The sequence below is a fragment of the Allobosea sp. NPDC003192 genome, assembly GCF_050275675.1.
GTDB lineage: Bacteria > Pseudomonadota > Alphaproteobacteria > Rhizobiales > Beijerinckiaceae > Allobosea.
In genome coordinates, this window is the sequence record NZ_JBNNPK010000034.1 from 1 (window position 1) to 20,034 (window position 20,034).

General features: G+C 65.6%; 21 protein-coding genes. 4 read left to right on the top strand and 17 right to left on the bottom strand.

Annotated elements, in window-relative coordinates:
* The coding region (locus ACQKLX_RS28700; protein ID WP_427364967.1) for a carboxyl transferase domain-containing protein at positions 1 to 285 on the top strand (285 nt) is incomplete at its 5' end.
* 24 nt (positions 286 to 309) lie between these two features.
* Here the strand turns inward: ACQKLX_RS28700 and ACQKLX_RS28705 are convergent.
* Positions 310 to 1,206, bottom strand: coding sequence for a LysR family transcriptional regulator (locus tag ACQKLX_RS28705; RefSeq protein ID WP_427364968.1), 897 nt, complete (start codon positions 1,204 to 1,206; stop codon positions 310 to 312).
* 103 nt (positions 1,207 to 1,309) lie between these two features.
* Here ACQKLX_RS28705 and ACQKLX_RS28710 point away from each other — a divergent pair, with 103 nt between their 5' ends.
* The gene (locus ACQKLX_RS28710; RefSeq protein WP_427364969.1) at positions 1,310 to 2,299 is read left to right on the top strand and encodes a zinc-dependent alcohol dehydrogenase family protein; all 990 of its coding nucleotides are present in this window, start codon (positions 1,310 to 1,312) and stop codon (positions 2,297 to 2,299) included.
* A gap of 6 nt (positions 2,300 to 2,305) precedes the next feature.
* Here ACQKLX_RS28710 and fabF read toward each other — a convergent pair whose 3' ends face one another.
* Together fabF and ACQKLX_RS28720 are read right to left on the bottom strand one after the other, a co-directional pair.
* On the bottom strand, positions 2,306 to 3,571 hold the full coding sequence (fabF, locus tag ACQKLX_RS28715; protein ID WP_427364970.1) for a beta-ketoacyl-ACP synthase II: 1,266 nt from the start codon (positions 3,569 to 3,571) through the stop codon (positions 2,306 to 2,308).
* Positions 3,572 to 3,580: 9 nt separating this feature from the next.
* On the bottom strand, positions 3,581 to 4,087 hold the full coding sequence (locus tag ACQKLX_RS28720; protein ID WP_427364971.1) for a winged helix-turn-helix transcriptional regulator: 507 nt from the start codon (positions 4,085 to 4,087) through the stop codon (positions 3,581 to 3,583).
* A gap of 140 nt (positions 4,088 to 4,227) precedes the next feature.
* On the opposite strand from ACQKLX_RS28720, the gene ACQKLX_RS28725 reads away from it, so the two are divergent.
* Together ACQKLX_RS28725 and ACQKLX_RS28730 are read left to right on the top strand one after the other, a co-directional pair.
* Positions 4,228 to 4,557 carry a type II toxin-antitoxin system TacA family antitoxin gene (locus tag ACQKLX_RS28725; protein ID WP_427364997.1) on the top strand — a complete coding sequence of 110 codons (330 nt, stop codon included), beginning with the start codon at positions 4,228 to 4,230 and terminating at the stop codon, positions 4,555 to 4,557.
* Positions 4,558 to 4,580: 23 nt separating this feature from the next.
* A complete protein-coding gene (locus ACQKLX_RS28730) occupies positions 4,581 to 5,081 on the top strand; it encodes a GNAT family N-acetyltransferase (RefSeq protein WP_427364972.1) in 501 nt (166 codons plus the stop codon).
* Here ACQKLX_RS28730 and ACQKLX_RS28735 read toward each other — a convergent pair.
* From ACQKLX_RS28735 to ACQKLX_RS28800, 14 genes are all read right to left on the bottom strand, one after another.
* Positions 5,078 to 6,220, bottom strand: coding sequence for an ABC transporter permease (locus ACQKLX_RS28735; protein ID WP_427364973.1), 1,143 nt, complete (start codon positions 6,218 to 6,220; stop codon positions 5,078 to 5,080). The genes ACQKLX_RS28730 and ACQKLX_RS28735 overlap by 4 nt on opposite strands.
* Positions 6,217 to 7,149: an ABC transporter ATP-binding protein gene (locus ACQKLX_RS28740; RefSeq protein WP_427364974.1), complete on the bottom strand. Its 933-nt coding sequence runs from the start codon at positions 7,147 to 7,149 to the stop codon at positions 6,217 to 6,219. Before ACQKLX_RS28740 ends, ACQKLX_RS28735 begins: the two co-directional genes overlap by 4 nt.
* Complete coding sequence (locus ACQKLX_RS28745; protein WP_427364975.1) at positions 7,146 to 8,102, bottom strand: HlyD family secretion protein; 957 nt, start codon at positions 8,100 to 8,102, stop codon at positions 7,146 to 7,148. Before ACQKLX_RS28745 ends, ACQKLX_RS28740 begins: the two co-directional genes overlap by 4 nt.
* The gene (locus ACQKLX_RS28750; RefSeq protein WP_427364976.1) at positions 8,099 to 8,770 is read right to left on the bottom strand and encodes a CerR family C-terminal domain-containing protein; all 672 of its coding nucleotides are present in this window, start codon (positions 8,768 to 8,770) and stop codon (positions 8,099 to 8,101) included. Before ACQKLX_RS28750 ends, ACQKLX_RS28745 begins: the two co-directional genes overlap by 4 nt.
* A 162-nt stretch (positions 8,771 to 8,932) precedes the next feature.
* On the bottom strand, positions 8,933 to 9,919 hold the full coding sequence (locus ACQKLX_RS28755) for a Bug family tripartite tricarboxylate transporter substrate binding protein (RefSeq protein WP_427364977.1): 987 nt from the start codon (positions 9,917 to 9,919) through the stop codon (positions 8,933 to 8,935).
* A gap of 272 nt (positions 9,920 to 10,191) precedes the next feature.
* Positions 10,192 to 11,004: a phosphate/phosphite/phosphonate ABC transporter substrate-binding protein gene (locus tag ACQKLX_RS28760; protein WP_427364978.1), complete on the bottom strand. Its 813-nt coding sequence runs from the start codon at positions 11,002 to 11,004 to the stop codon at positions 10,192 to 10,194.
* Positions 11,001 to 11,942 (bottom strand): ABC transporter ATP-binding protein, encoded by a 942-nt coding sequence (locus tag ACQKLX_RS28765; protein ID WP_427364979.1) that lies wholly within the window; start codon positions 11,940 to 11,942, stop codon positions 11,001 to 11,003. The genes ACQKLX_RS28760 and ACQKLX_RS28765 overlap by 4 nt, the downstream gene beginning before the upstream one ends.
* Entirely contained in the window at positions 11,939 to 12,598 is a 660-nt protein-coding gene (locus tag ACQKLX_RS28770) for an ABC transporter permease (RefSeq protein WP_427364980.1), read from the bottom strand. Before ACQKLX_RS28770 ends, ACQKLX_RS28765 begins: the two co-directional genes overlap by 4 nt.
* A gap of 1 nt (position 12,599) precedes the next feature.
* Positions 12,600 to 13,223: an ABC transporter permease gene (locus ACQKLX_RS28775; protein ID WP_427364998.1), complete on the bottom strand. Its 624-nt coding sequence runs from the start codon at positions 13,221 to 13,223 to the stop codon at positions 12,600 to 12,602.
* Positions 13,224 to 13,225: 2 nt separating this feature from the next.
* Positions 13,226 to 14,740 (bottom strand): HAL/PAL/TAL family ammonia-lyase, encoded by a 1,515-nt coding sequence (locus ACQKLX_RS28780; RefSeq protein WP_427364981.1) that lies wholly within the window; start codon positions 14,738 to 14,740, stop codon positions 13,226 to 13,228.
* Positions 14,741 to 14,766: 26 nt separating this feature from the next.
* Positions 14,767 to 15,648 carry a glycine betaine ABC transporter substrate-binding protein gene (locus tag ACQKLX_RS28785; protein ID WP_427364982.1) on the bottom strand — a complete coding sequence of 294 codons (882 nt, stop codon included), beginning with the start codon at positions 15,646 to 15,648 and terminating at the stop codon, positions 14,767 to 14,769.
* A 47-nt stretch (positions 15,649 to 15,695) separates the two neighbouring features.
* Positions 15,696 to 16,700 (bottom strand): ornithine cyclodeaminase family protein, encoded by a 1,005-nt coding sequence (locus ACQKLX_RS28790; RefSeq protein ID WP_427364983.1) that lies wholly within the window; start codon positions 16,698 to 16,700, stop codon positions 15,696 to 15,698.
* 727 nt (positions 16,701 to 17,427) lie between these two features.
* Positions 17,428 to 18,618, bottom strand: coding sequence for a LysR family transcriptional regulator (locus ACQKLX_RS28795; RefSeq protein ID WP_427364985.1), 1,191 nt, complete (start codon positions 18,616 to 18,618; stop codon positions 17,428 to 17,430).
* A 209-nt stretch (positions 18,619 to 18,827) separates the two neighbouring features.
* On the bottom strand, positions 18,828 to 19,925 hold the full coding sequence (locus tag ACQKLX_RS28800; RefSeq protein WP_427364999.1) for a YeiH family protein: 1,098 nt from the start codon (positions 19,923 to 19,925) through the stop codon (positions 18,828 to 18,830).
* Positions 19,926 to 20,034: the final 109 nt, after the last annotated feature.

The window sequence follows — 20,034 nt, forward strand, 5'->3', positions numbered from 1 at the left end:
GGCGCCGACGTCAACTATGCCTGGCCGACGGCGCAGATCGCGGTGATGGGCGCCAAGGGCGCGGTCGAGATCATCTTCCGCGGCGGCGACGCCGAGACGATCGCGCGCCAGACAAAAGAATACGAGGACCGCTTCATGTCCCCCTTCGTCGCGGCCGAGCGCGGCTATATCGACGAGGTGATCATGCCGCATTCGACCCGCCGCCGGATCGCCCGCGCGCTCGCCATGCTCCGCACCAAGAGCGTCGAGCGCCCCTGGCGCAAGCACGACAACATCCCGCTTTGAGCGCAAACCAACGCCGGGGCCGCCTCACATCAGCCCCGGCAGCTCCGCCGCCAGCGCGTCGATGGCGACGCGCACCTTCGGCGGCAGATGCGGCGTCTGCAGCCAGAGCGCGTGGACGTCATAGGGCAGCCGGCCCTCATCCGGCAGCAATTCGACCAGCTCTCCGGCATTGAGACGCTCGCGCACCAGCCAGGATGGCAGCCAGGCCAAGCCCATGCCGAGCAAGGTCGCGTCGGCAATGGCCTCGAGATTGTCGAGCCGCAAACGGTGTCGCGGTGTGACCTCCGTCGGCGGCCCGTCCTCACGCGGGAACAGCCAGGGGCGCACGCCGCCGGAGCGGCGATAGATCAGCGCATCATGATCGCTGAGATCGGCGAGCTGCGCCGGGCTGCCGTGCGCGTCGAGATAGGATGGCGCGGCACAGACGATCATGCGCTGGCGGGCGACGCGGCGCGTCACGAGATTGGCCGCATCGTGCAGCTCACCGGTGCGGATGGCGAGGTCATGTCCGCCCTCGGCGAGATCGACGAAGCCATCGCCAAAGGCGAGGTCGAGTTCGAGCTGCGGGTGGCGGCGCGCCAGACCGAGCAGGATCGGCATGACGCAGCAGCGGCCGAACAGCACCGGCAGCGCCACTCGCAGCTTACCGCGCGGCTCGCCCAACTGGTCGGCGGCGAGCGCATCGGCCGCCTCCGCTTCGGCGAGGACGGTTCGGCAGCGTTCGTAGTAGGCGCGCCCGAACTCGGTCAGGCTCTGCCGGCGCGTCGTGCGGTTGAGCAGGCGAACGCCGAGCCGCTCCTCCAGGAAGCGGACATGCTTGCCGACCATCGGCGCCGACAGGCCGAGCGCCGAGGCTGCCGCGGCGAAGGAGCCGTGGTCGACCGCCCTGACGAAGACTGCCATGCTGGTGAGGCGATCCATCATCCGAAATCAATGGTTCCGATTATCGATCATAGCGCGCAATTTATCGCAGGATAGCGCGCTGCCATAACTCATTCCTTCGCTCTGTTTTGGAGTCATGAGCATGGCCCGTACGATTCGCTTTCACAGACAAGGCGGCCCCGAAGTCCTCACCATCGAGGACGTCGATATTCCGCCGCCCGGCCCCGGCGAGGTCAGCATCCGGACCAGGGCGCTCGGCCTCAACCGTGCCGAAGCCCTGTTTCGCTCAGGCACCTACATCGAACAGGCGCGCTTTCCCTCCGGCATCGGCCTCGAAGCCGCCGGTCTTATCGAGAGCGTCGGCGCAGGCGTCGATGGCCTCTCGCCCGGCGATGCCGTCAGCCTAGTACCGCCGCGCTCGATGCTCAGCTGGCCGGTGCATGGCGAGTTCGTCACAGTCCCGGCGGAGCTGGCGATCAAGCACCCGCCGACGCTGAACTGGAAAGCTGCCGCGGCGAGCTGGATGCAATACCTCACCGCCTATGGCGCGCTGATCGACATCGCCCGGCTCGGTAAGGGTGAGCACGTAGCCATCACCGCGGCATCGAGCAGCGTCGGCCTCGCTGCGATCCAGATCGCCAACCGGGTCGGCGCGATCCCGATCGCGGTGACACGGACCTCGCGCAAGGTGCAAGCGCTGCGGGAAACCGGCGCCGCCCATGTCGTCGCTTCGGCCGAGGAGGATATCGAAGCCCGGCTAAGAGAGATCGCCGGCGAAGATGGCGTCAGGGTGGTGTTCGACGCCGTCGGCGGCCCGGCCTTCCTGCCGTTGACCGCGGCGATGTCACGTGGCGGCATCCTGATCGAGTACGGCGGCCTCAGCCCCGAGGCGACGCCCTTCCCGCTCTTCAACGTTCTCAGCAAGAGCCTGACGCTGCGCGGCTATCTCGTTCACGAAATCACCGGCGATCCCGCGCGCCTCGCGGCCGCCAAGGCGTTCGTCCTCGACGGGCTGAGCGATGGCTCACTGAAACCGATCATCGCCCGGACCTTCGCCTTCGAGCAGATCATGGAGGCGCATCGCTACCTCGAATCGAACGAGCAGTTCGGCAAGATCGTGGTGACGCTTTGAAGGCGCTCAGCGCCAGCGCTTGAACACGACGCTGGCATTGACGCCGCCGAAGCCAAAACCGTTCGAGATGGCGTGTTCCATCGCAAGTGGCCGCGCCGTCTTCGCCACCAGGTCGAGCCCGGCCGCGTCCTCGTCCTGGTTCTCGAGGTTGAGCGTCGGCGGCGCGATCTGGTCGCGCAGAGCGAGGATGGTGAAGACCGCCTCCAGCCCGCCGGCCGCGCCGAGCAGATGGCCGGTCGCCGCCTTGGTCGCGCTGATCGCGATGCCGCCCTGATCGCCGAACACCGCCTTGATCGCGGCGAGCTCGCCGCGGTCGCCAACCGGCGTCGAGGTCGAATGCGCATTGAGATGGCCGACTTCGCCGGGCTTCAGGCCGGCCTGCTTCAGCGCCGTCTCCATCGCCCGGCGCGCGCCGGAGCCGTCCTCGGGGCCGGAGGTGATGTGGTAGGCGTCGGCGCTGGTGCCGTAGCCGGTGAGTTCGGCGAGGATCGTCGCGCCGCGCGCCTGCGCATGCTCCAGCGCCTCGATCACCAGGATGCCGGCGCCCTCACCCATGACGAAGCCGTCGCGGTCGCGGTCGAACGGGCGCGAGGCTTTCTGCGGCTCGTCGTTGAAGCCAGTCGAGAGGGCACGCGCCGCGGCGAAGCCGCCGAGCGCGACGAGATCGACGCAAGCCTCGCTGCCGCCGCAGAGCGCGATATCGACTTCGCCGGCCCGGATCATCCGTGCGGCATCGCCGATCGCCTGCACGCCAGCGGCGCAGGCCGTCACCGGCGCGCCGATCGGCCCCTTGAAGCCATGGTCGATCGAGACATGGCCGGCGGCGAGATTGACCAGGAAGGACGGCACGGTGAAGGGCGAGAGCCGGCGCACGCCGCGCTCGTCGGTGGTGCGCACCGCCTCGGCGATTGCCGGGAAGCCACCGATGCCCGAGGCGATCACCGTCGCGGTGCGCTCGCGCTCGGCCTCGTCCTGCGGCTGCCAGCCGGCCTGAGCCAGCGCCTCCTTGGCGGCGACCAGCGCGAACTGGATGAAGCGATCCATCTTGCGCTGGTCTTTCGGCGCGATCGCTACATCGGGATCGAAGCCGCCCTCATTGTCCTCGGCCTTGCCGGGCACGATGCCGGCGACCTTGGCCGGCAGGGTCTCGGCGATCGCATAGGGCAGGCGCCGCAAGCCGGAGCGGCCGGCGAGCAGGCGCCGCCAGGCGAGTTCGGCCCCGCAGCCCAAGGGCGAGACGACGCCCAGTCCGGTGACGACGATGCGGCGCATGACAGGCTCCTAATTCGATCTGGCTTGGGTGGCTGCCTGGCGCGCGGCGAGGCGTTCGCGCAGGTCGTTGCTGGCGCGCGGCCCGGCGATGACGGTGGCGCTTTCCGCGGTGACCGGCTGCAAGGTCGTGGCGTCGACGACGATCGGCGTGATCGGCCGCCCGGTCCCGCGTTCGGCCAGCAGCAGCGAGGCGCCGTCGGGCGCGAGATGCCGGTTGGCGAAGCCGATCAGCGCCACGACGACCGGGAAGACGTCGCGGCCCTTCTCGGTCAGGACATATTCGTAGCGCTTCGGCCGCTCGCTATAGAGCCGCCGCTCGAACAGCCCGCTCTCGGTGAGATGCTTCAGCCGTCGCGTCAGCATGTTCGGGGCGATGCCGAGGCTGCGCTCGAATTCGTCGAAGCGGGTCAGCCCCTGCAGCGCATCGCGCAGGATCAGGATGCTCCACCACTCGCCGACGGTCTCGACCGCAAGAGCGCAGGGGCATTCGGTGAGCGGAGCGAGCTTGGGCGGCATGGCCCGGGCTCGCTAGCGCAGTCACTATCATTTTGCAAGCCACTTTACGGACATGTCATACCCCTGTGGCCGCAGGCTCCGGTCGGGCTTCGAGGCACTGTGTATTGACGTTGCAGATACGAGCGCTCATCTTTCGGGGCATGTCGAGGACGCGAACATCACAATCTGCAAGGCTGGCGGCAGCTTCGGTAACGAAAGCTCCGGTTGCCCCCGGCACCAGGGGCAACATCAATCTGCGGATCGAAACGAACACGCGCCAGTTGATCGATGAAGCAGCGGCCGTCCTTGGCAAGACACGCACCGAGTTCATGATCGAAAGCGCTCGCCGCGAGGCGATCGACGTCCTGCTGGATCAACGCCTCTTCTCGCTCGATTCCGATCGTTATGACGCCTTCTTGAAGGCGCTCGACGATCCGCCGATACCGGGCCCGAAATTGCGTGCGCTGCTGCGCCGGGCTCCGGCATGGTAGAACTAGGTTAGGAGCAGGAACAGGTGGCGTCTCGGCTATCTCCACCTGTGCCTCTGTCCGCCGAGCACGGTCTCTCTGATTTCGATTGCGGCGAGCACGCACTGAACGATTGGTTGCGCAATCGCGCCGTGAAAAACGAGAGCCGCTTCTCGCGGACCTATGTGGTCTGCGAAGGCAATACCGTGGTCGCCTATTTTTGCATCTCGGCCGGAGCGATCGAACGCGCCGCGGCGCCCGGCAAGGTTCGGCGCAACGCGCCGGACACAATCCCGGTCTCGGTGATCGGCCGGCTTGCGGTGGACCGACGATATGCCGGCAAGGGGCTCGGTGCCGACATCCTGGCCGACGCGCTTCGTCGCATCGCAATCGCGTCCCAGAGCATCGGCATCGGAGCAGTGCTGGTCCACGCCAAGGATGAAGCGGCGAAACGCTTCTATATGCGCTGCGCCGAATTCATCGAGTATCCCGAGGACAGCCGCATCCTGTTCCTCCCGATCGAGACCGTTATCGCCGCGTTCGACTAGTCCAGCGTGCTCCTGAACCGCATCAGCGCGATGCCGGCATAGATCGGCACGAAGATGGTGAGATAGAACACCTCGAGGCCGATATCGCCGAGATCGGCGCCCTTCAGCATGATCGCGCGGACGACCCGCAGGAAATGCGTCAGCGGAAAGATCTCGCCGAGCCACTGTGCCCAGAGCGGCATGCCGGCATAGGGAAACATGAAGCCGGACAGCAGCAGCGAGGGCAGAAAGAAGAAGAAGGTCAATTGCATCGCCTGGAGCTGCGTGCGCGCCATGGTCGAGATCGTGTAGCCGAGCAGCACCAGCGCCAGCACGAAGACGGTGACGCAGGTCAGCAGCAGCGCGAGGCTGCCGAGGAAGGGCACGCCGAAGAGCAGCTTCGCAGCACTCAGCACAACCGCGACTTGGACGCTGCCGACGGCGAGATAGGGCAGGACCTTGCCGAGCATGATCTCGCCCGGCGTCGCCGGCATCGCCAGCAGGTTCTCCATGGTGCCGCGCTCGATCTCACGGGTCAGCGCCATCGCCGTCATCATCACCATGGTCATCTGCAGGATGACGCCGAGCAGGCCGGGCACGATGTTGTATTGGGTGATGCCCTCGGGATTGTAGCGCCGGTGTATAACGAAGGAGAGCGCGCTCTCGTTCTGCTCGCGCTTCACCTCCTCGGTGCCGAGCGCCCGCGTCAGCGCCCGGCTGGCGATGGTCTGCAGCGCGCCGACCGCATTGCTCGACGCCGCCGGATCGGTCGCATCGGCCTCGACCAGGATGCGCGGCTCGTCGCCGCGCTCGACCCGCATGCCGAAATCGCTGGGAATGGTGACGAGGAAGGAGATCGCGCCGCGCGCCATCAGGCTCTCGGCCTCGGCCGCGCTCTCCGGCCGCTTGGCGAAGCGGTAATAGCCGGAGACCTCGAGCGCCGCGACGACCGAGCGGGTGTAGCGATCCTGGCCCAGCGCCAGAACCGCCGCCGGCAAGCCCTTGGGATCGTTGTTGATCGCATAACCGAACAGCAGGAGCTGGACGATCGGTACCACCAGCATCATCGCGAAGGTGATGCGGTCGCGCCGCATCTGCACGAACTCCTTGGCGAGCACCGCGCCAAGCCGGCCGGGCGAGAACAGGGCAAGCGCGCTCATGCCGCCCTCCCTTCGGCCTGCGCCTTCGCCATGAACTGGATGAAGACGTCCTCCAGGCTGGTCGCGTCCGGCTCGATACGGATGCCGGGGCGATCCTTCAGATGCGCCAGCGCCGCTTCGAGCTTGGCCTTGTCGGTGCCGACGACATGCAAGGTCGTTCCGAACGGCGCGACCTGCTCGACGCCATCGGTCTTCGCCAGTTCGGCGATCTCGGCCGGCTTCAAGGCGCCATGGACGACATAGGTCGAGAGACCCGAGCCCTTTACCACCTCGTCGACCGTGCCGGTCGCGAGCATCCTGCCATAGGCGATATAGCCGATGCGGTGGCAGCGCTCGGCCTCGTCCATGTAGTGGGTCGAGACCAGCACGGTCAGCCCATCGCCGGCGAGCCGGTGGATCTCGTCCCAGAATTCGCGTCGCGCCTTCGGATCGACACCGGCGGTCGGCTCGTCGAGCAGCAGCAGTTTCGGCTGGTGCATGATGCAGGCGGCAAGCGCGAGGCGCTGCTTCCAGCCGCCCGAGAGCGTGCCGGCGAGCTGGTCCTTGCGCGAGGTCAGGCCGAGATTGTCGAGCGTGCGCGCGACCGCCTCATCCACCGGTTTCAGCGCATAGAGCCGCGCGACGAAGGTCAGGTTCTCCTCGATCGTCAGATCCTCGTAGAAGGAGAACTTCTGCGTCATGTAGCCGACCTGGAGCTTGATCTCGGCGCTCTGGGTGCGGACATCGAGCCCCAGCACCGTCCCCTCTCCGGCATCAGGCGTGAGCAGGCCGCAAATCAAACGAATCGTCGTGGTCTTGCCCGAGCCGTTCGGCCCGAGAAAGCCGACGATCTCACCTTCCCTGACGGCGAGATCGACATTGTCGACGACGGTGCGCTTGCCGAAGCGCTTGGTCAGGCCGCGCACATCGATGACATTGGCGGCGCTCACTTGCGGCCCCGCAGCATTACGTCGACGATCTGGCCGGGCTGGAGCCGCGTCGCCGGCCCGCTTTCGGGCCGCGCCTCGACAAGATAGACCAGTTTCTGGCGGGTCTCGGCCGAATAGATCACCGGCGGGGTGAACTCCGGCTCCTGCGAGACATAGGAGACGGTGGCGGAAAGCCCCTGCGGGCAGCCGGAGCAGCGCACATCGAGCCGCGTGCCGACCGTGGTGCCGAAGAGCAGCGCCTCCGGCACATAGAGCATCAGCTTGACCGCGCCATCGGGCAGGATGGTCAGCGCCGGAGCGGACGGACCGGCGAGTTCGCCGGGATGACGCACCAGGTCGGTCACGATCCCGGCCGCCGGCGCCATCAGCTTGCGCTGGCCGAGCCGCCATTTCGCCTGGTCGAGCGCCGCCTGCGCCTGTGCCACCTGATTGCGCGCCGCCTTGATCTCCTCCTCGCGCGCCGCCAGCCGGGCGACATTCAGGTTGGCGACGGTCTCGCGCACACGTGCGGTCGCAACATCGCGCGCCGTCTGCGCCTGGTCGAGATCGGCCTGGGTCGAGACTCCCCGGCGGAACAGGTCCTGGCGGCGTTCCAGCGCCCGCTCCGACTCGCGCTCCTGAGCCTTGGCCGAGGCCGCGACCGCCTCGATCACCGCGATCTCCTCCGGCCGCTTGCCGCTGAGCAGGTTGGCGAGCTGCGCCTGCGCCTGGACCAGCCGCGCCTCGCTCTCGGCGACGCTGTTGCGAGCGTCGTCGGCCTGCAATTCGGCGAGCAGCGCGCCGGGAGCGACGCGCTCGCCGCGCCGGACCGTGACACTCTCGATCCGGGCCGTGTCGATCGGGCCGAGCCGGACATACTCGCCCTCGACATAGCCGACGACGCGGGTCGTCGGCGGCGCACAGATCCCGAGCGAGGCGGCGAGGGCGAAGGAGCAGATGAAGTCGAGGATCATGACGCCTCTCCCCTGCAGGCGAGAATGCTGGCGCGGACCGAGCGCCTGACGGTTTCGGCAATAGCGCGCGCCTCATCCGGGCCGATGCCATCCCAGCCCATGCGCCGGGTCACCGCCGGGCGCGCGATGCGGAAATAGACGACCTGGCCGATCGCGGCGAAGACAGCGAGCCGCGTCGCCGGCGCCTCCGGCTCCATGCCGGTCGCCGCCGCCCAGACCTGGCAGACCCGGCGATGCACAGGCTCGAACAGCCCGCCATAGATCGTCTCGAAGGCCGGGCCCGGCGTCAGCATCTCGCGCACCACGAAGCGGGCGATCAGCTCGCTCTCCGGCGCCGTCGTCAGGAAGACGACAACCCGGTCGATCAGGGCGAGCAATTGCTCGGTGGCACCGTCACGATCGGCCGCATCGACCATGATCGCGACTGCCGGCGCCCCGCCGGCAAGCACCGCCTGCATCCGGGCGATGATCGCCTCGGCGCAGGCCTGCCTCAGCCCGTCCTTGCCACCGAAATGATAGGCGATGCCGGCGCTGTTGACCTTCGCCGCCTGGGCGATCTCGCGTGTCGAGGTCGCATCGAAGCCGTTGCGGCCGAAGAGGTCGAGGCCGGCGCGGATCAGCGCCTGCCTCGTGCCTTCGGCGTCCTTGAGGATGGATGTACGTGCCATGGCCGGAGCATAGCATCGACTTATATTTCAATCAATCGATTGATTGAAATATTCTCTCCGTTGCCTGCGCTGGGCACAGAGTCTCAAGATGCAGGAAGTTTGTCACCAACACGCATATTCTGTCACCGCGGCGCGTCCAATTTGTCACTTGCGCGCATGTCGTTAGTTCACTTGGATGCCGGCTTCCTTGATCAGCTTCGACCAGCGCTGGGTGTCAGCGGCGATCACAGCTGCGAGCTCGGCCGGCGAGCCGCCAATCGGCTGCGCACCTTGCGCGCTCATCGCAGCAACCACGTCGGGAGATTTGAGCACCTCCGCCACTGCCCCGTTGAGTTTGTCGATGATCGCTTTCGGAGTGTGCGCAACCGCCATCAGCGCATACCAGGAGACAGCTGCGAACTCCGTGATGCCGCTGGCTTCCGCGATCGTCGGCAGATCAGGCATGACCTTGCTGCGCTCGCGGCTTGCGATGCCGAGGGCGCGAAGCTGCCCGTTGTCGATCAGTGGCTTAGCGGTCGAGAGCTGCGCAATGATCAACCCAACATCGCCGCGCAATACGTCCGTCAGCGCCGGTGCTACACCGCGATAGGGCACATGCGTCATTTCGAACCCGGCTGAGCGCGCCAGCAATTCGGCCGCGAGATGCGCCAAGCTGCCGGCGCCGGGTGAGGCATAAGTCAAGTTGGCCGTTTTCGAGCGGCCGAGTGCGATCAGGTCCTGCACCGTCTTGATCGGTGATTGCGCTCCGACGACGAGCACGTTCTCGACGGTGGCAAGTTGGGTGATCGGAGCGAAATCCTTGACTGGATCGTAGGGCAGGTTCGCAAATAGGCTGGGGTTCACCGCTGCGTTGCCAACTGGCATGAGCGCCAGCGTATAGCCATCGGGCTCCGATTTCGCGACGGCGGCAAGGGCCGTGTTGCCCTGCGCGCCGACGCGGTTCTCGACTATCGTAGGCTGGCCCCAACGCTGGGTCAGCTTATCCGCGACGATCCGCGCAAGCGCGTCCGGCGCACCGCCGGCAGCAAACCCGACAACGATGCGGATCGATCGCGTCGGATAATCTGTTGATTGAGCAACTAGCCGTGTGGGGTTCAAGCTCGCGGCGCCCAAAAGCAATGACAGTGCGGTCCGGCGATCGAGGCGCATTGTGGTTTCCTTGCCAGGGTTACTGGGATCAACGTGAGTTTATCATGCCGGCATCGTCAGATTCTTTTCTGCAGGCAGCGATCTGGTCGCGAACTGGCACGATACGCTGGATCAGGCGCGATGAATTGAACCGGCCCGGAATCTTCACACTCGTCGTATCCTCAGACGACAACTCGATAGCGCCGTCGGGAGGATCAAGAGACTTCGAGAGCGGCGGCGATCATCGGCTGTGACGAATTGCCTTTCAGCTCCACAACGGCAGAACGGCGCGATCATCGAGGCATGCCATACTTGGCTGCAACGGCCTCCGCATCCCAGGCGCGGAGCAGATCGTAGGCCGGCTCGACGACGGTATGGAAGCCTCTCAGGAGCAAGCGATCCCGCAGATCTGCAAGTTCAGGTTCGTTACCAGCAGCCAGAAATCCTTCCCGCAATGCTACGACCACATCCTGCGGGCAGGACGGCGATGCGACGAAAAACGGGATCGGAGCAGGAACCGTAGTCGCGACGACGCGTAAGCGGTGGGCGGGATCGTCCGGTGCGGTGCGCATAAGGTCGAAGGCATAGGAATCGAGCGGACCGACATCGACCGCGCCAGACAGAAGCGCTGCGACCACGCCGCGCGGCGTATGCAGCGGACCGACACTTTCCGCATAGAGCGCGGGCCGGCTCGCAGAGCGATAGCGCAGCAGATGGTGGCGCAGGGCATTGAAGCCGGACTGCGATTCCTCCAGCGTGTAGCCGATGCGATGACCGAACGTATCCTCCAGCGTCCGGAAGGGGCTGTCGGCCCGCACGACGATATCGGTCATGTAGCGCGGAGCGCCTTCGTAGCGCGACGGCGCCGGCACGGGACAGGCGATCGGCACGGGCTTCGGCTCGGCTCGCGTCCAGGGCCGGCCGCACATGAACGCCGCACCCAGATCGGCTCGCGTCCAGAGCGCCGTCATCGGCTGGCTCGTGTGATGCTCTATCGTCTCCAGAGCGACGCCGCTCTTGCGGGCGACCCAGGCAAAAAGCTCAGCCCAGGCAGCCGAGGCATCGGCGGTCACCGCATACATGCGGGCATTGGCGACCCAGCTCATGCCGCGGCATCCGCCCCGTCGAGAATGGCGTCGCGCGTGACATGGCCCAGGATGGTTCCGTCAGAGCCACGAACGTTCACGCTGCGAATGCCGGAGCCTATCAGGCGCGCCAGCGCTTCTCGGACCGATGCGCCGCTGGCGACCACGGGCGCATCCGCGATTGTCCCCGGCCGCATCAGCGCATCGACCGTGCGCAGGCTGAGGCGCTTGAGCGCGCGGTCGGGGCCGACGAAGGTCTCGACGAAGGAATCCGCTGGCGCTGCCAGGATCTCGTCCGGTGTCGCATATTGGATGAGCCGGCCGTCGCGCATGATGGCAACGCGGTCGCCCATCTTCATCGCCTCGTCGAGATCATGCGTGACCATGACGATGGTCTTGCGCACGCGCTTGAGGATGTCCTTGAACTCGTCCTGGAGCCGTTCGCGCGCGATCGGATCGATGGCGCCGAAGGGCTCGTCCATCAGCATGACCGGCGGATCGGCGGCGAGCGCGCGCGCCACGCCGACGCGCTGGCGCTGCCCGCCGGACAGGCGATGCGGCATCATGCTGCGGAAACGCTCCGGCTCGAGCCCGACCAGCGTCAGGAGCTCGTCGATGCGCTCTTCGGTCCTGCCCTTCGTCCAGCCCAGCAGGCGCGGCACCGTGGCGATGTTCTCCGCCACAGTCATATGCGGGAAGAGGCCGATCTGCTGGATGACGTAGCCGATGCGCCGCCGCAGCGTCACGGGGTCGAGCCCGGTGACGTCTTGCCCCTCGATGAAGATACGGCCTGCGCTCGGCTCGATCATGCGGTTGATCATCCGCATCGTCGTGGTCTTGCCACAGCCGGAAGGGCCGATGAGCGCGGTCGTCGTCCCTTCCGGCATCTCGATGGTCACATCGTCCACCGAGGGCTTGGCGGCGCCGAAGCGCTTGGTGATGCCTTCCAGCCTGATCATCGCGCATTGCCTCCCTCGCGCACGTCCCTGAACAGGCGCCGCTCCGCAAAACCCAGCAGTATTTCGACGCCCATCGCGAGGAGCGCGATCGGGATCGCTCCGGCGAGCAGCCGCTGCTGGTCCATGACCGCGATCCCCGCCGTGATGAAATCTCCGAGGCCGCCCCCGCCAATGAAGGAGGCGAGCGTCGCTCCCGAAATCACCTGGATGGCAGCCGTCCGCATGCCCGCGAAGATCGCCGGGGCGGCTAGCGGAATCTGGACCTTGCGCAGGATCTGGCCGCGCGTCATGCCCATCCCTGCTGCCGCGTCGACGAGATCGGCATCCACTTCCCGCAGGCCGATATAGGTGTTGAGCAGGATCGGCGGCAGCGCCAGCACCACCAGCGCGACGACGGACGGCACGAGGCCGATTCCGAGCAGCGGCAACGCCGCGGCGAGGATCGCGAGACTTGGGATGGTGCGGAGCGTGTTGACGACGTTGATGGCGAGCGCGGCCAGCCGCTCGCGCCCCAGAACGGAGATGGCGAGCGGAATGCCGATAGCGAGGGCCAGACCGAGCGACCAGAGGCTCATTTCCGCGTGCTGGATCAAGGCGGTCCGCATCAGGTCCCAGTGATCGGCGACCCAGGCGAAGGTTCCGGTAATCAGCGACATGTCAGCCCACCCGTCCGAGGCGCAGACGCCGTTCGAGGCGCGTCAGGGCGAAGTCGGCCGCCACTGCCATTGCGGACGCCAGCAGGCCGCCGGTCAGGATCTTCTCGGGATAGCGCTGGTCGATGCCGGCGAAGATGATCGTGCCCAGCCCGCCCGCATTGATATAAGCGGCAACGGTCGCGATCCCGATGACGGTGATGGTGGCGATGCGGACACCGGACACGATAAGCGGCATCGCCAGCGGCAACTCGATCCTCAGCAGGCGCCGCCAGGAATCGTAACCCATGCCCGTCGCTGCATCGAGCACCTCCGGTGGCACCGACCTGATGCCGAGCGCCACATTGCGGACCAGGGCGAGCAGGCAATAAGAGACGAGCCCGACGACCGCCGGCTTGAAGCCGAGCCCAAGGAAGGGGATGAGCAGCGCGAACAGCGCCAGGCTCGGAATCACGAAGATGGCGCCGGTCAGAAAGACCACAACCGCGTAAACCGCAGGTCGGCGCGCACTGTAGACGCCGAGAACCAGCGATATGGCCAGGGCGATCGCCACCGAGACCACGACGAGCACGACATGCTCCCACAGCGCCTGAACGATCTCGGGCAGATGTGTCGGAACCCAGCGCAGCATCACTTCGCCCCCTCGCCGATCCCGCCGAAGACATCGAAGGCGCCTGCCGCGATCATCGCATCCAGCGCCTCGATGTCGGGCGTCGCGGGCCTGTCTTCGGTCAGCATGGCAACGGCGCCGCGCACCGCCGCCTGGACGCCGGCCACACCTCGCCCGAGAGCGATGCCCTCGCGCAGATCGACGGCCTGGGCCGCGACCATCAACTCCACGGCGATCAGCAGCCGCAGCCGCGTGACGATGTCGGCGGTCTTCTCGACCACAGCCGTCGCCATGGTGGCGTAATCCTCGACCCGGTCGGCGACCGGCAGGACGAAGACAGGCATCGGATTGGCCCGGTACTGGATCTCCGCAACCAGCGCCGCGACCGTCTTCTGCACGGTGGCATAGCCGTTGCGACCGCTCTGGATAGGGCTCAGAAAGCGCGGCAGATCACTGGAGGCCGGCGACATCAGCTTCATGATCCGCTCGCCGACCATCGCCGCGACCCGGGCCAGAGCGAGCCCCAGCCCTTCGAAGGCGAGCGTCAGATGGGTTGTGTCGAAATTGGCATTCGGCAGGGAGTGCCCTTCCGGCAGGATCGCCGGATTGTCGTCGCTGCTATTGAGTTCGGCCTCGACGATATCGCGCGCGGCGTCGAGCGCCGCAGCCGCCGCTCCCATGACGGGGGCAATGCATCGGAAGCTCAACGGGTCCTGCAGGCGGCGGGCTGCGCCCGGCTGGACAAGAGTCCCGCCCTCAAGCAACACGCGCATCGCGCCTGCGACCGCTTCCTGGCCCGGCAGGGGCCGCAGTGCCAGCGCGACCTCCGATATGGGATTCAGCGAGCAGCGGTAGGCTTCGAAAGAAAGCGCTCCGGCCGCGACGGCGGCCGAGAGCATGTGCCGGGCATCGGCGACGCAGAGCACCGCGAGACCGACCGAAGCGGCATTGGACGACACCAGCGCGAGGCCGTCCTTGCCGACGAGACGGAGGGGAACCAGACCGGCGCGTTCCAACGCCACGGCCCCGGGGATGATCTCGCCGTCCAGAGTCGCAGCGCCCTGCGCGGTGAGAACGGAGGCGATCGCGGCAAGCGGTGCGAGATCTCCCTCCCCGATCGAGCCGGTCATCGGGACGACCGGCTGCACGTCGCGTTCCACCAGCGCGGCCAAGCCGCGCGCTGTCGCGAGACTCGCGCCGGAACAGCCCCGGGCGAGCCGCGCGGCCCGCGTGGTCATGATGGCGCGCAACTCCCGGCGCGAACCGGCCCGGCCGACGCCGACGCAACGCGCCAGCGGCACGCGCATCTGCACGTCGTCATCCGCCCGCAACGTGGTATCGACGGCGGCCCCCAGACCGGTGGTAACGCCGTAGATGCGCTCGCCCGCAGCGCTGAGCGAAGCGAGCGTACGCGCCGAGGTTTCGATACGGGCCTCGGCCACTTCGGAGAAGATGATGGAACGCCGACCATCGGCGACGTCCACGATATCGCCGATGGTCAAGCGGGTTGCCCCGAGCGTGACGGCTGGCTTCATGGCGACGGCCTGGACGGCGCGATGTTTCACTTGATCACGCCCTTTTCCTTCAGAAACGCCTTGGCGACGTCCTTCGGCTCCTCGCGATCCTTCTCGACGCGCGCGTTGAGCTTGCGCATCGTGTCGTTGTCCAGCAGCGGGGAGAGAGCGTCGAGCGTTGCGGCGATCTTCGGATTGGCCGCGAGCGTGTCCTGCCTGATGACGGGCGCGACGTAGTAGGGCGGGAACAGCTGCTTGTCGTCGTCGAGCGCGACCAGCTTGCCGTCGGCGATCTGCCAGTCGGTTGCGAAGCCGTTCGCCACCTCGATCTGCTTGGCGGCCAGCGCGTCGTAGCGCAGGCCGAGCTTGGCGAACTGCTTGAACTCCTTGAACACCGCGCCATAGGTGGCCTTGAGGCCGGGCAACCCGTCTGCCCGCTCGCTGAACTCAGGGCCGGCACCCAAGATCAGCGTGGAGGCAACCTTGCCGAGATCGCTCAGCGTCTTGAGGTTATGGGCTGCCGCCGTTTCCGGCCGGACCAGCAGGGCATAGCCATTGTTGATCGCATCGGGCTTCAGCCATGTGACCTTGAAGTTGCTCTCGTAGAAGTCCTTGACCTCCTTGTAGACGGCATCCGGGTCGCTCTGGACCTTGCCTTTGACGACGGAGATCAGAGCGGTGCCGGTGTATTCGGGATAAAGGTCGATCTCGCCGGTCGTCAGGGCCTGATGCGCGATCAGCGTTCCGCCGAGATTGATCTTCCTGACAACTTTGATACCGGCATTCTCAAGTGCCGCCGCGTAGATCTCGGCGAGCACATATTGCTCGGTAAAGTTCTTGCTGCCGACCTTGACCGTCTGCGCAACAACAGGGCTGGCGAGCCCGGCGAGAACAACGGCGCCGGCCAGCGCCTTGAAGACCTTGAACATGATCGCACCCCTCTTGTTTTTAGATGTGTACGGTTGACGGTATTCGCTCAGGCGTATCTCAGGCGTTGTCCGATTTTCAGCGCCCTTGCCTTTTCAAGCATGGCGTGTCCCAGCGCGATGTCCGACGACGACAGGCCGCGATGCCAGAACAGGTTTGTTTCGCTGTCGTCGGTGCGTCCGGGTTTCAGCCCTGCAACGATCTGGCCAAGCTCGCCATGGAGCGTCTCCAGCGTCACCTTGCCTTCGTCGACATGCCGGCGAAGCGCGCCGAAAGGACGGCCCGGCTGGCACTGCCCCCAGTCGTCGACGACGACCTTGTCCATGATATCCGTGAGATCGAACTCCAACGCGCTCATCGTCCCGTAAGGAACCACGAAGGCGCCCTTCTTCACCCAACTCGTCTTGAACAGCGGCGTCGGTTCGGGGAGGCGGCTCGCCTCCACCATGATGTCGGCGCCCTTCAGGCAATCCTCCCAGCTGTCCGTCACGATGATCTTCTTGCCGAGATCCTTTTCCAGGCGTGCGGCAAAGGCCTCGCGGCTCTCAGGACGGCGCGAATGGACACGGATCTCGTCGAAATCGAACAGATGGTCGAGGAGCCGCACGTTCCAGTAGGACGTGCCGCGCGCGCCGACATGGCCAAGGATCTTGCTGTCCTTGCGCGCCAGGTGCTTGGCGCCGAGCGCGGTGATCGCGCCGGTGCGCATGTCGGTGATCGCCGTCGCGTCGATGATGGCCTGCGGCATGCCGGTCCGCGGGTTGAACAGGTTCAGCAACGCCATTTCGGAGGGCAGGCCGACCTTGTAGTTGTCGACGAAGTCACCGACCACTTTCACGCCGGCGCAGTCGAGCGGCTTCACATAGCCGCGCAGGACGTTGAAATGGCCCTTGTCGGAGCTCTCGGGAACCAGGTGAACCCTGGGTTCGATTACTGTTTCGCCTCGCCCTTGCGCTGCCAGCGCCTCCGACACCGCGTCGAGGATTTCATCGTTGGTCAGCTCAAGCGCCTTGGTGTCCAAGGCGTTGATGTAATCGATCCAGATTTCCTGCATTTTTCGTCTTCCCAGATTTCAATGCGAATGAAGGGGCAATCCCTTCTTTTGCCGGGCGGGTCACACGGCAGGCAGAACGGCATGCGCTTCGCGCTGCCCGGCTCCGCTGCCGACAATGGGCGCGGATGCCGCGCTGATATTGGGTATCGAGACAGGTCTACTCTCCGGCTGAGAGACCTGCCCTGCCGGCATCCCGTCGCGCAGCCGAGCGGCCTGCCTAAAGGGCAGTCATGACATGCATTAGTTCCCCTGAAGGTCTTCTTGTAGGAGCAGCCAAGCACAGCTTCTGACCGCTGAGAAGGCCCCTATGACCCTATGTCGAGGTGTATATGTTTTGGGATATCCCAAATTCTTCAGATTGGCATAAGATGCCCAGCATCCCGAACTGCGAATTCATGAATTCTCAAGTGGTATCCGATACTTAAACGACGGCAACAAGCGTCGCCATCTAACCCGGATTGACGTCCGTCCTCGTAAATCGAGTGCGCAGCAGTCTAGCGATTTTCGCTATTCGCCGCTGGGCGAAGAGCTCCTCTGGTTCAGCGGGGCGGAGCCCTTATGCTGAGGCCGAAAGCGTCGCTGGTCAGGCTCTGTCGCACCACGATCTGACCTCAGGCCCGCCGGGCTCGCCGGGCGGTCCTGCGAAGCTGCTCGCGTCGCTAACGATCGGGCGGGACGCGGAGCCATCGAAGGTCACAGCCCGATCGCGTCCCCGTACTCTCAGGCGCTATTTTGCGTTCTCGCCATAGCCCAAACGCGCCAGCACGGTCAGCAGGGCGTCGGCGGTCTGGCGTCCGCTCTCATTCTTCCGGCAGACAAGCCAATATGGCAGGGCCAGTTCTGCAGGTAGCGGGATTTGCCGCAGGTCACCGCTCATCCGGGCGACCGATTCCGACGGCAGCACCGAAACGGCGCCGTGATGCAGGACCAGATTGATGACGATGGGCATCGAATCCAGCTCGATCACCTTCAGCCTGTCCAGTTCAGCCTCGGTAAGCGTATCCGCCAGCAGGCGATTGATGATCTGGCGTAGCCCGCTCCTCGGGCTTGGGACGGCGACAGGAGAGCCAAGCACGATCCTGGCCAGGTCATCCCGGCCCTCTCCCGCTTTGATAACTTGCGACTGACCCACAAGCGACAGCGGCGATCGTGATATCAGATAACTGTCGAAATCCGTTGGAACGGTGACGCTGTTCAGGAGCACCGCATCGTAGGTGCCGCTCTTCAGCCCGGCGATGAGCCCTTCGGTGGTCGTGTTGGCTACCAACAAGGGTTGGCGGGGCTTGTCATTCATCCAGGTCGCGACCAGCGAAGCGAGCAGAGTAGCGACGAAGCTGTCATGTCCCATTGGACTGATCGAGCCGAGCCGGATCGTCGCGGCACTTCGGCGGGAACGCCCGGCGGCCGCATGGGCAAGTTCATTCCAGATCGCCTCGATGGCACGTGTCGACGTGACCAGCCGTTTTCCCGCCTCTGTCATGGTCGAGCCGTCCACGCGGCGGTTGAGCAGGCGACAGCCAAGTGTCGCTTCGACATGTGCGATCTGGCGGGCAAGCTGAGGCTGGCCCAGCCCGAGCGACTTGGCCGCGCGGCGGATGCTGCCGGTTTCGGCGACATGCGCAAAGCGCGCCAAAGCGCTCAGGCTCAGCGAGACGTCCTGCCTGCTGCGATTGCCGATGGCCATTATGTCCTGGACATGCTCGGCGAGCTGCTTGATGGCAGGAGAAAGCCTCTCCGCCTCAAGAGTCAGAACAACGCTCGTCCCCGCCTTTTGCACAAGCGGCACAGAGATCTGGCTCTCCAGGCGATCGATCGCGGCGGCAATGCTTGAAACCGGTTTCCTCATCACCCGGGCAGTGCCCCGGATGCTCCGTTCGCTCATCACCCGATGGACAATTAGGAGGGTCGAGGTATCCATTTCGAGGTCTGTCAGCGCCTATTGTACCAAGAATTGCGCATGCGGGGACAATGACGAAAGAAGGCATACCCCCGTAACGCTGCCCTTCCAGTTTGGCCAATGATCTGAAGGGAGCGCGTCCATGGCCTCCCGGAAGTGCAAGTCCTGAGACTCATAGCTGAGCAGCCGAGAAGCGACCATTCAGGCCCGCTTCTTCTTGTCTGAGTGGTTCAGGGCACCGCAAGCAGGCGGATGAGGCCGAGCGAGATCGTCATCAGCGCGAGGATCGAGAGGACGACCGTGGCTGTAATGCGGGGGCCGGCTTTGGCAACGGAGCGGACGTCGACGCTAAGCCCGAGCGCCGCCATCGAGACGATCGTCAGCGCATGCGCGACAGTCGCGATCGGCGTCAGCAGAGCCGTGGGAATCAACCCGGCCGAGCGAAGCGCCGCCATCACCATGAAGCCAACGATGAACCAGGGTACGAGGTGTTGGACGGCGAATGGGCGCAATTTGGGCCGAGCTTCCGCCGGCTCGTGCGGTGCCGGTTCATTCGCCTCGGGGCGCAGCCGTCCCGACAGCAGCGCGAGGAGCAGGACGACAGGTCCCAGCATGAGCACACGCACCAGTTTGACCAAGGTTCCGATCTGGATCGCGGTCGGTCCCGCCGGAGCCGTGGCCGCGAGGACCTGGGGGACGGCATAGACCGTCAGGCCGGACAGGATTCCGAATTGCTGGGTGCTGAGGCCCAGCATCGGAATCAGGAGTGGCAGGCCAAGCACGACCACGACCCCGAGCACGGCAGTGAAGGCAATCGAGGCGGCGATATCCTCGCCGTCAGCGCCGATGACTGGCGCCGTTGCTGCGATCGCCGAATTTCCGCAGATGGAATTGCCGCAAGCGATGAGGATCGCCATCCTTTGCGACAGTCCCAGCAGGCGGCCGATGCCGTAGCTCAGGCCGATCGCGACGAAAACCACGGCGGCGATACCAAGCAGGAGTGGGGCGCCGGTGACGGCGATCGTCGCGGCGCTCAGGGAGGCACCGAGCAACACGACCGCAACCTCCAGCAGCGCCTTCGCCGAAAACGAGATGCCCGGGCGCCAGCGGTTATCGGGCTTCCAGAGGGACCGGACTAGGGTTCCGATAAGGATCGCCAAGACGAGCGCTTCAAGCCAGGCCCGCTGGAAGAATGCGGCTTCGAGGCGCTCGGCCGCGAGCGCGGCAACCGAAACGGCCAAACACAGCAGCACACCTGGCCCGAAGCGCTTCACGCCTGAGATTGCTCTATCAGTCAGACTCGCCCGATGTGGGATTTGAAGCGTCATCACAGCACCCGGAATTCTATCGGCCGGGTTGTGAGCCATCGGATTCAAACAATCCAACGTGTTGTTTCTCTTGTTTCGATCGATAAGCTCGATCATTTTCGTTGCAGGC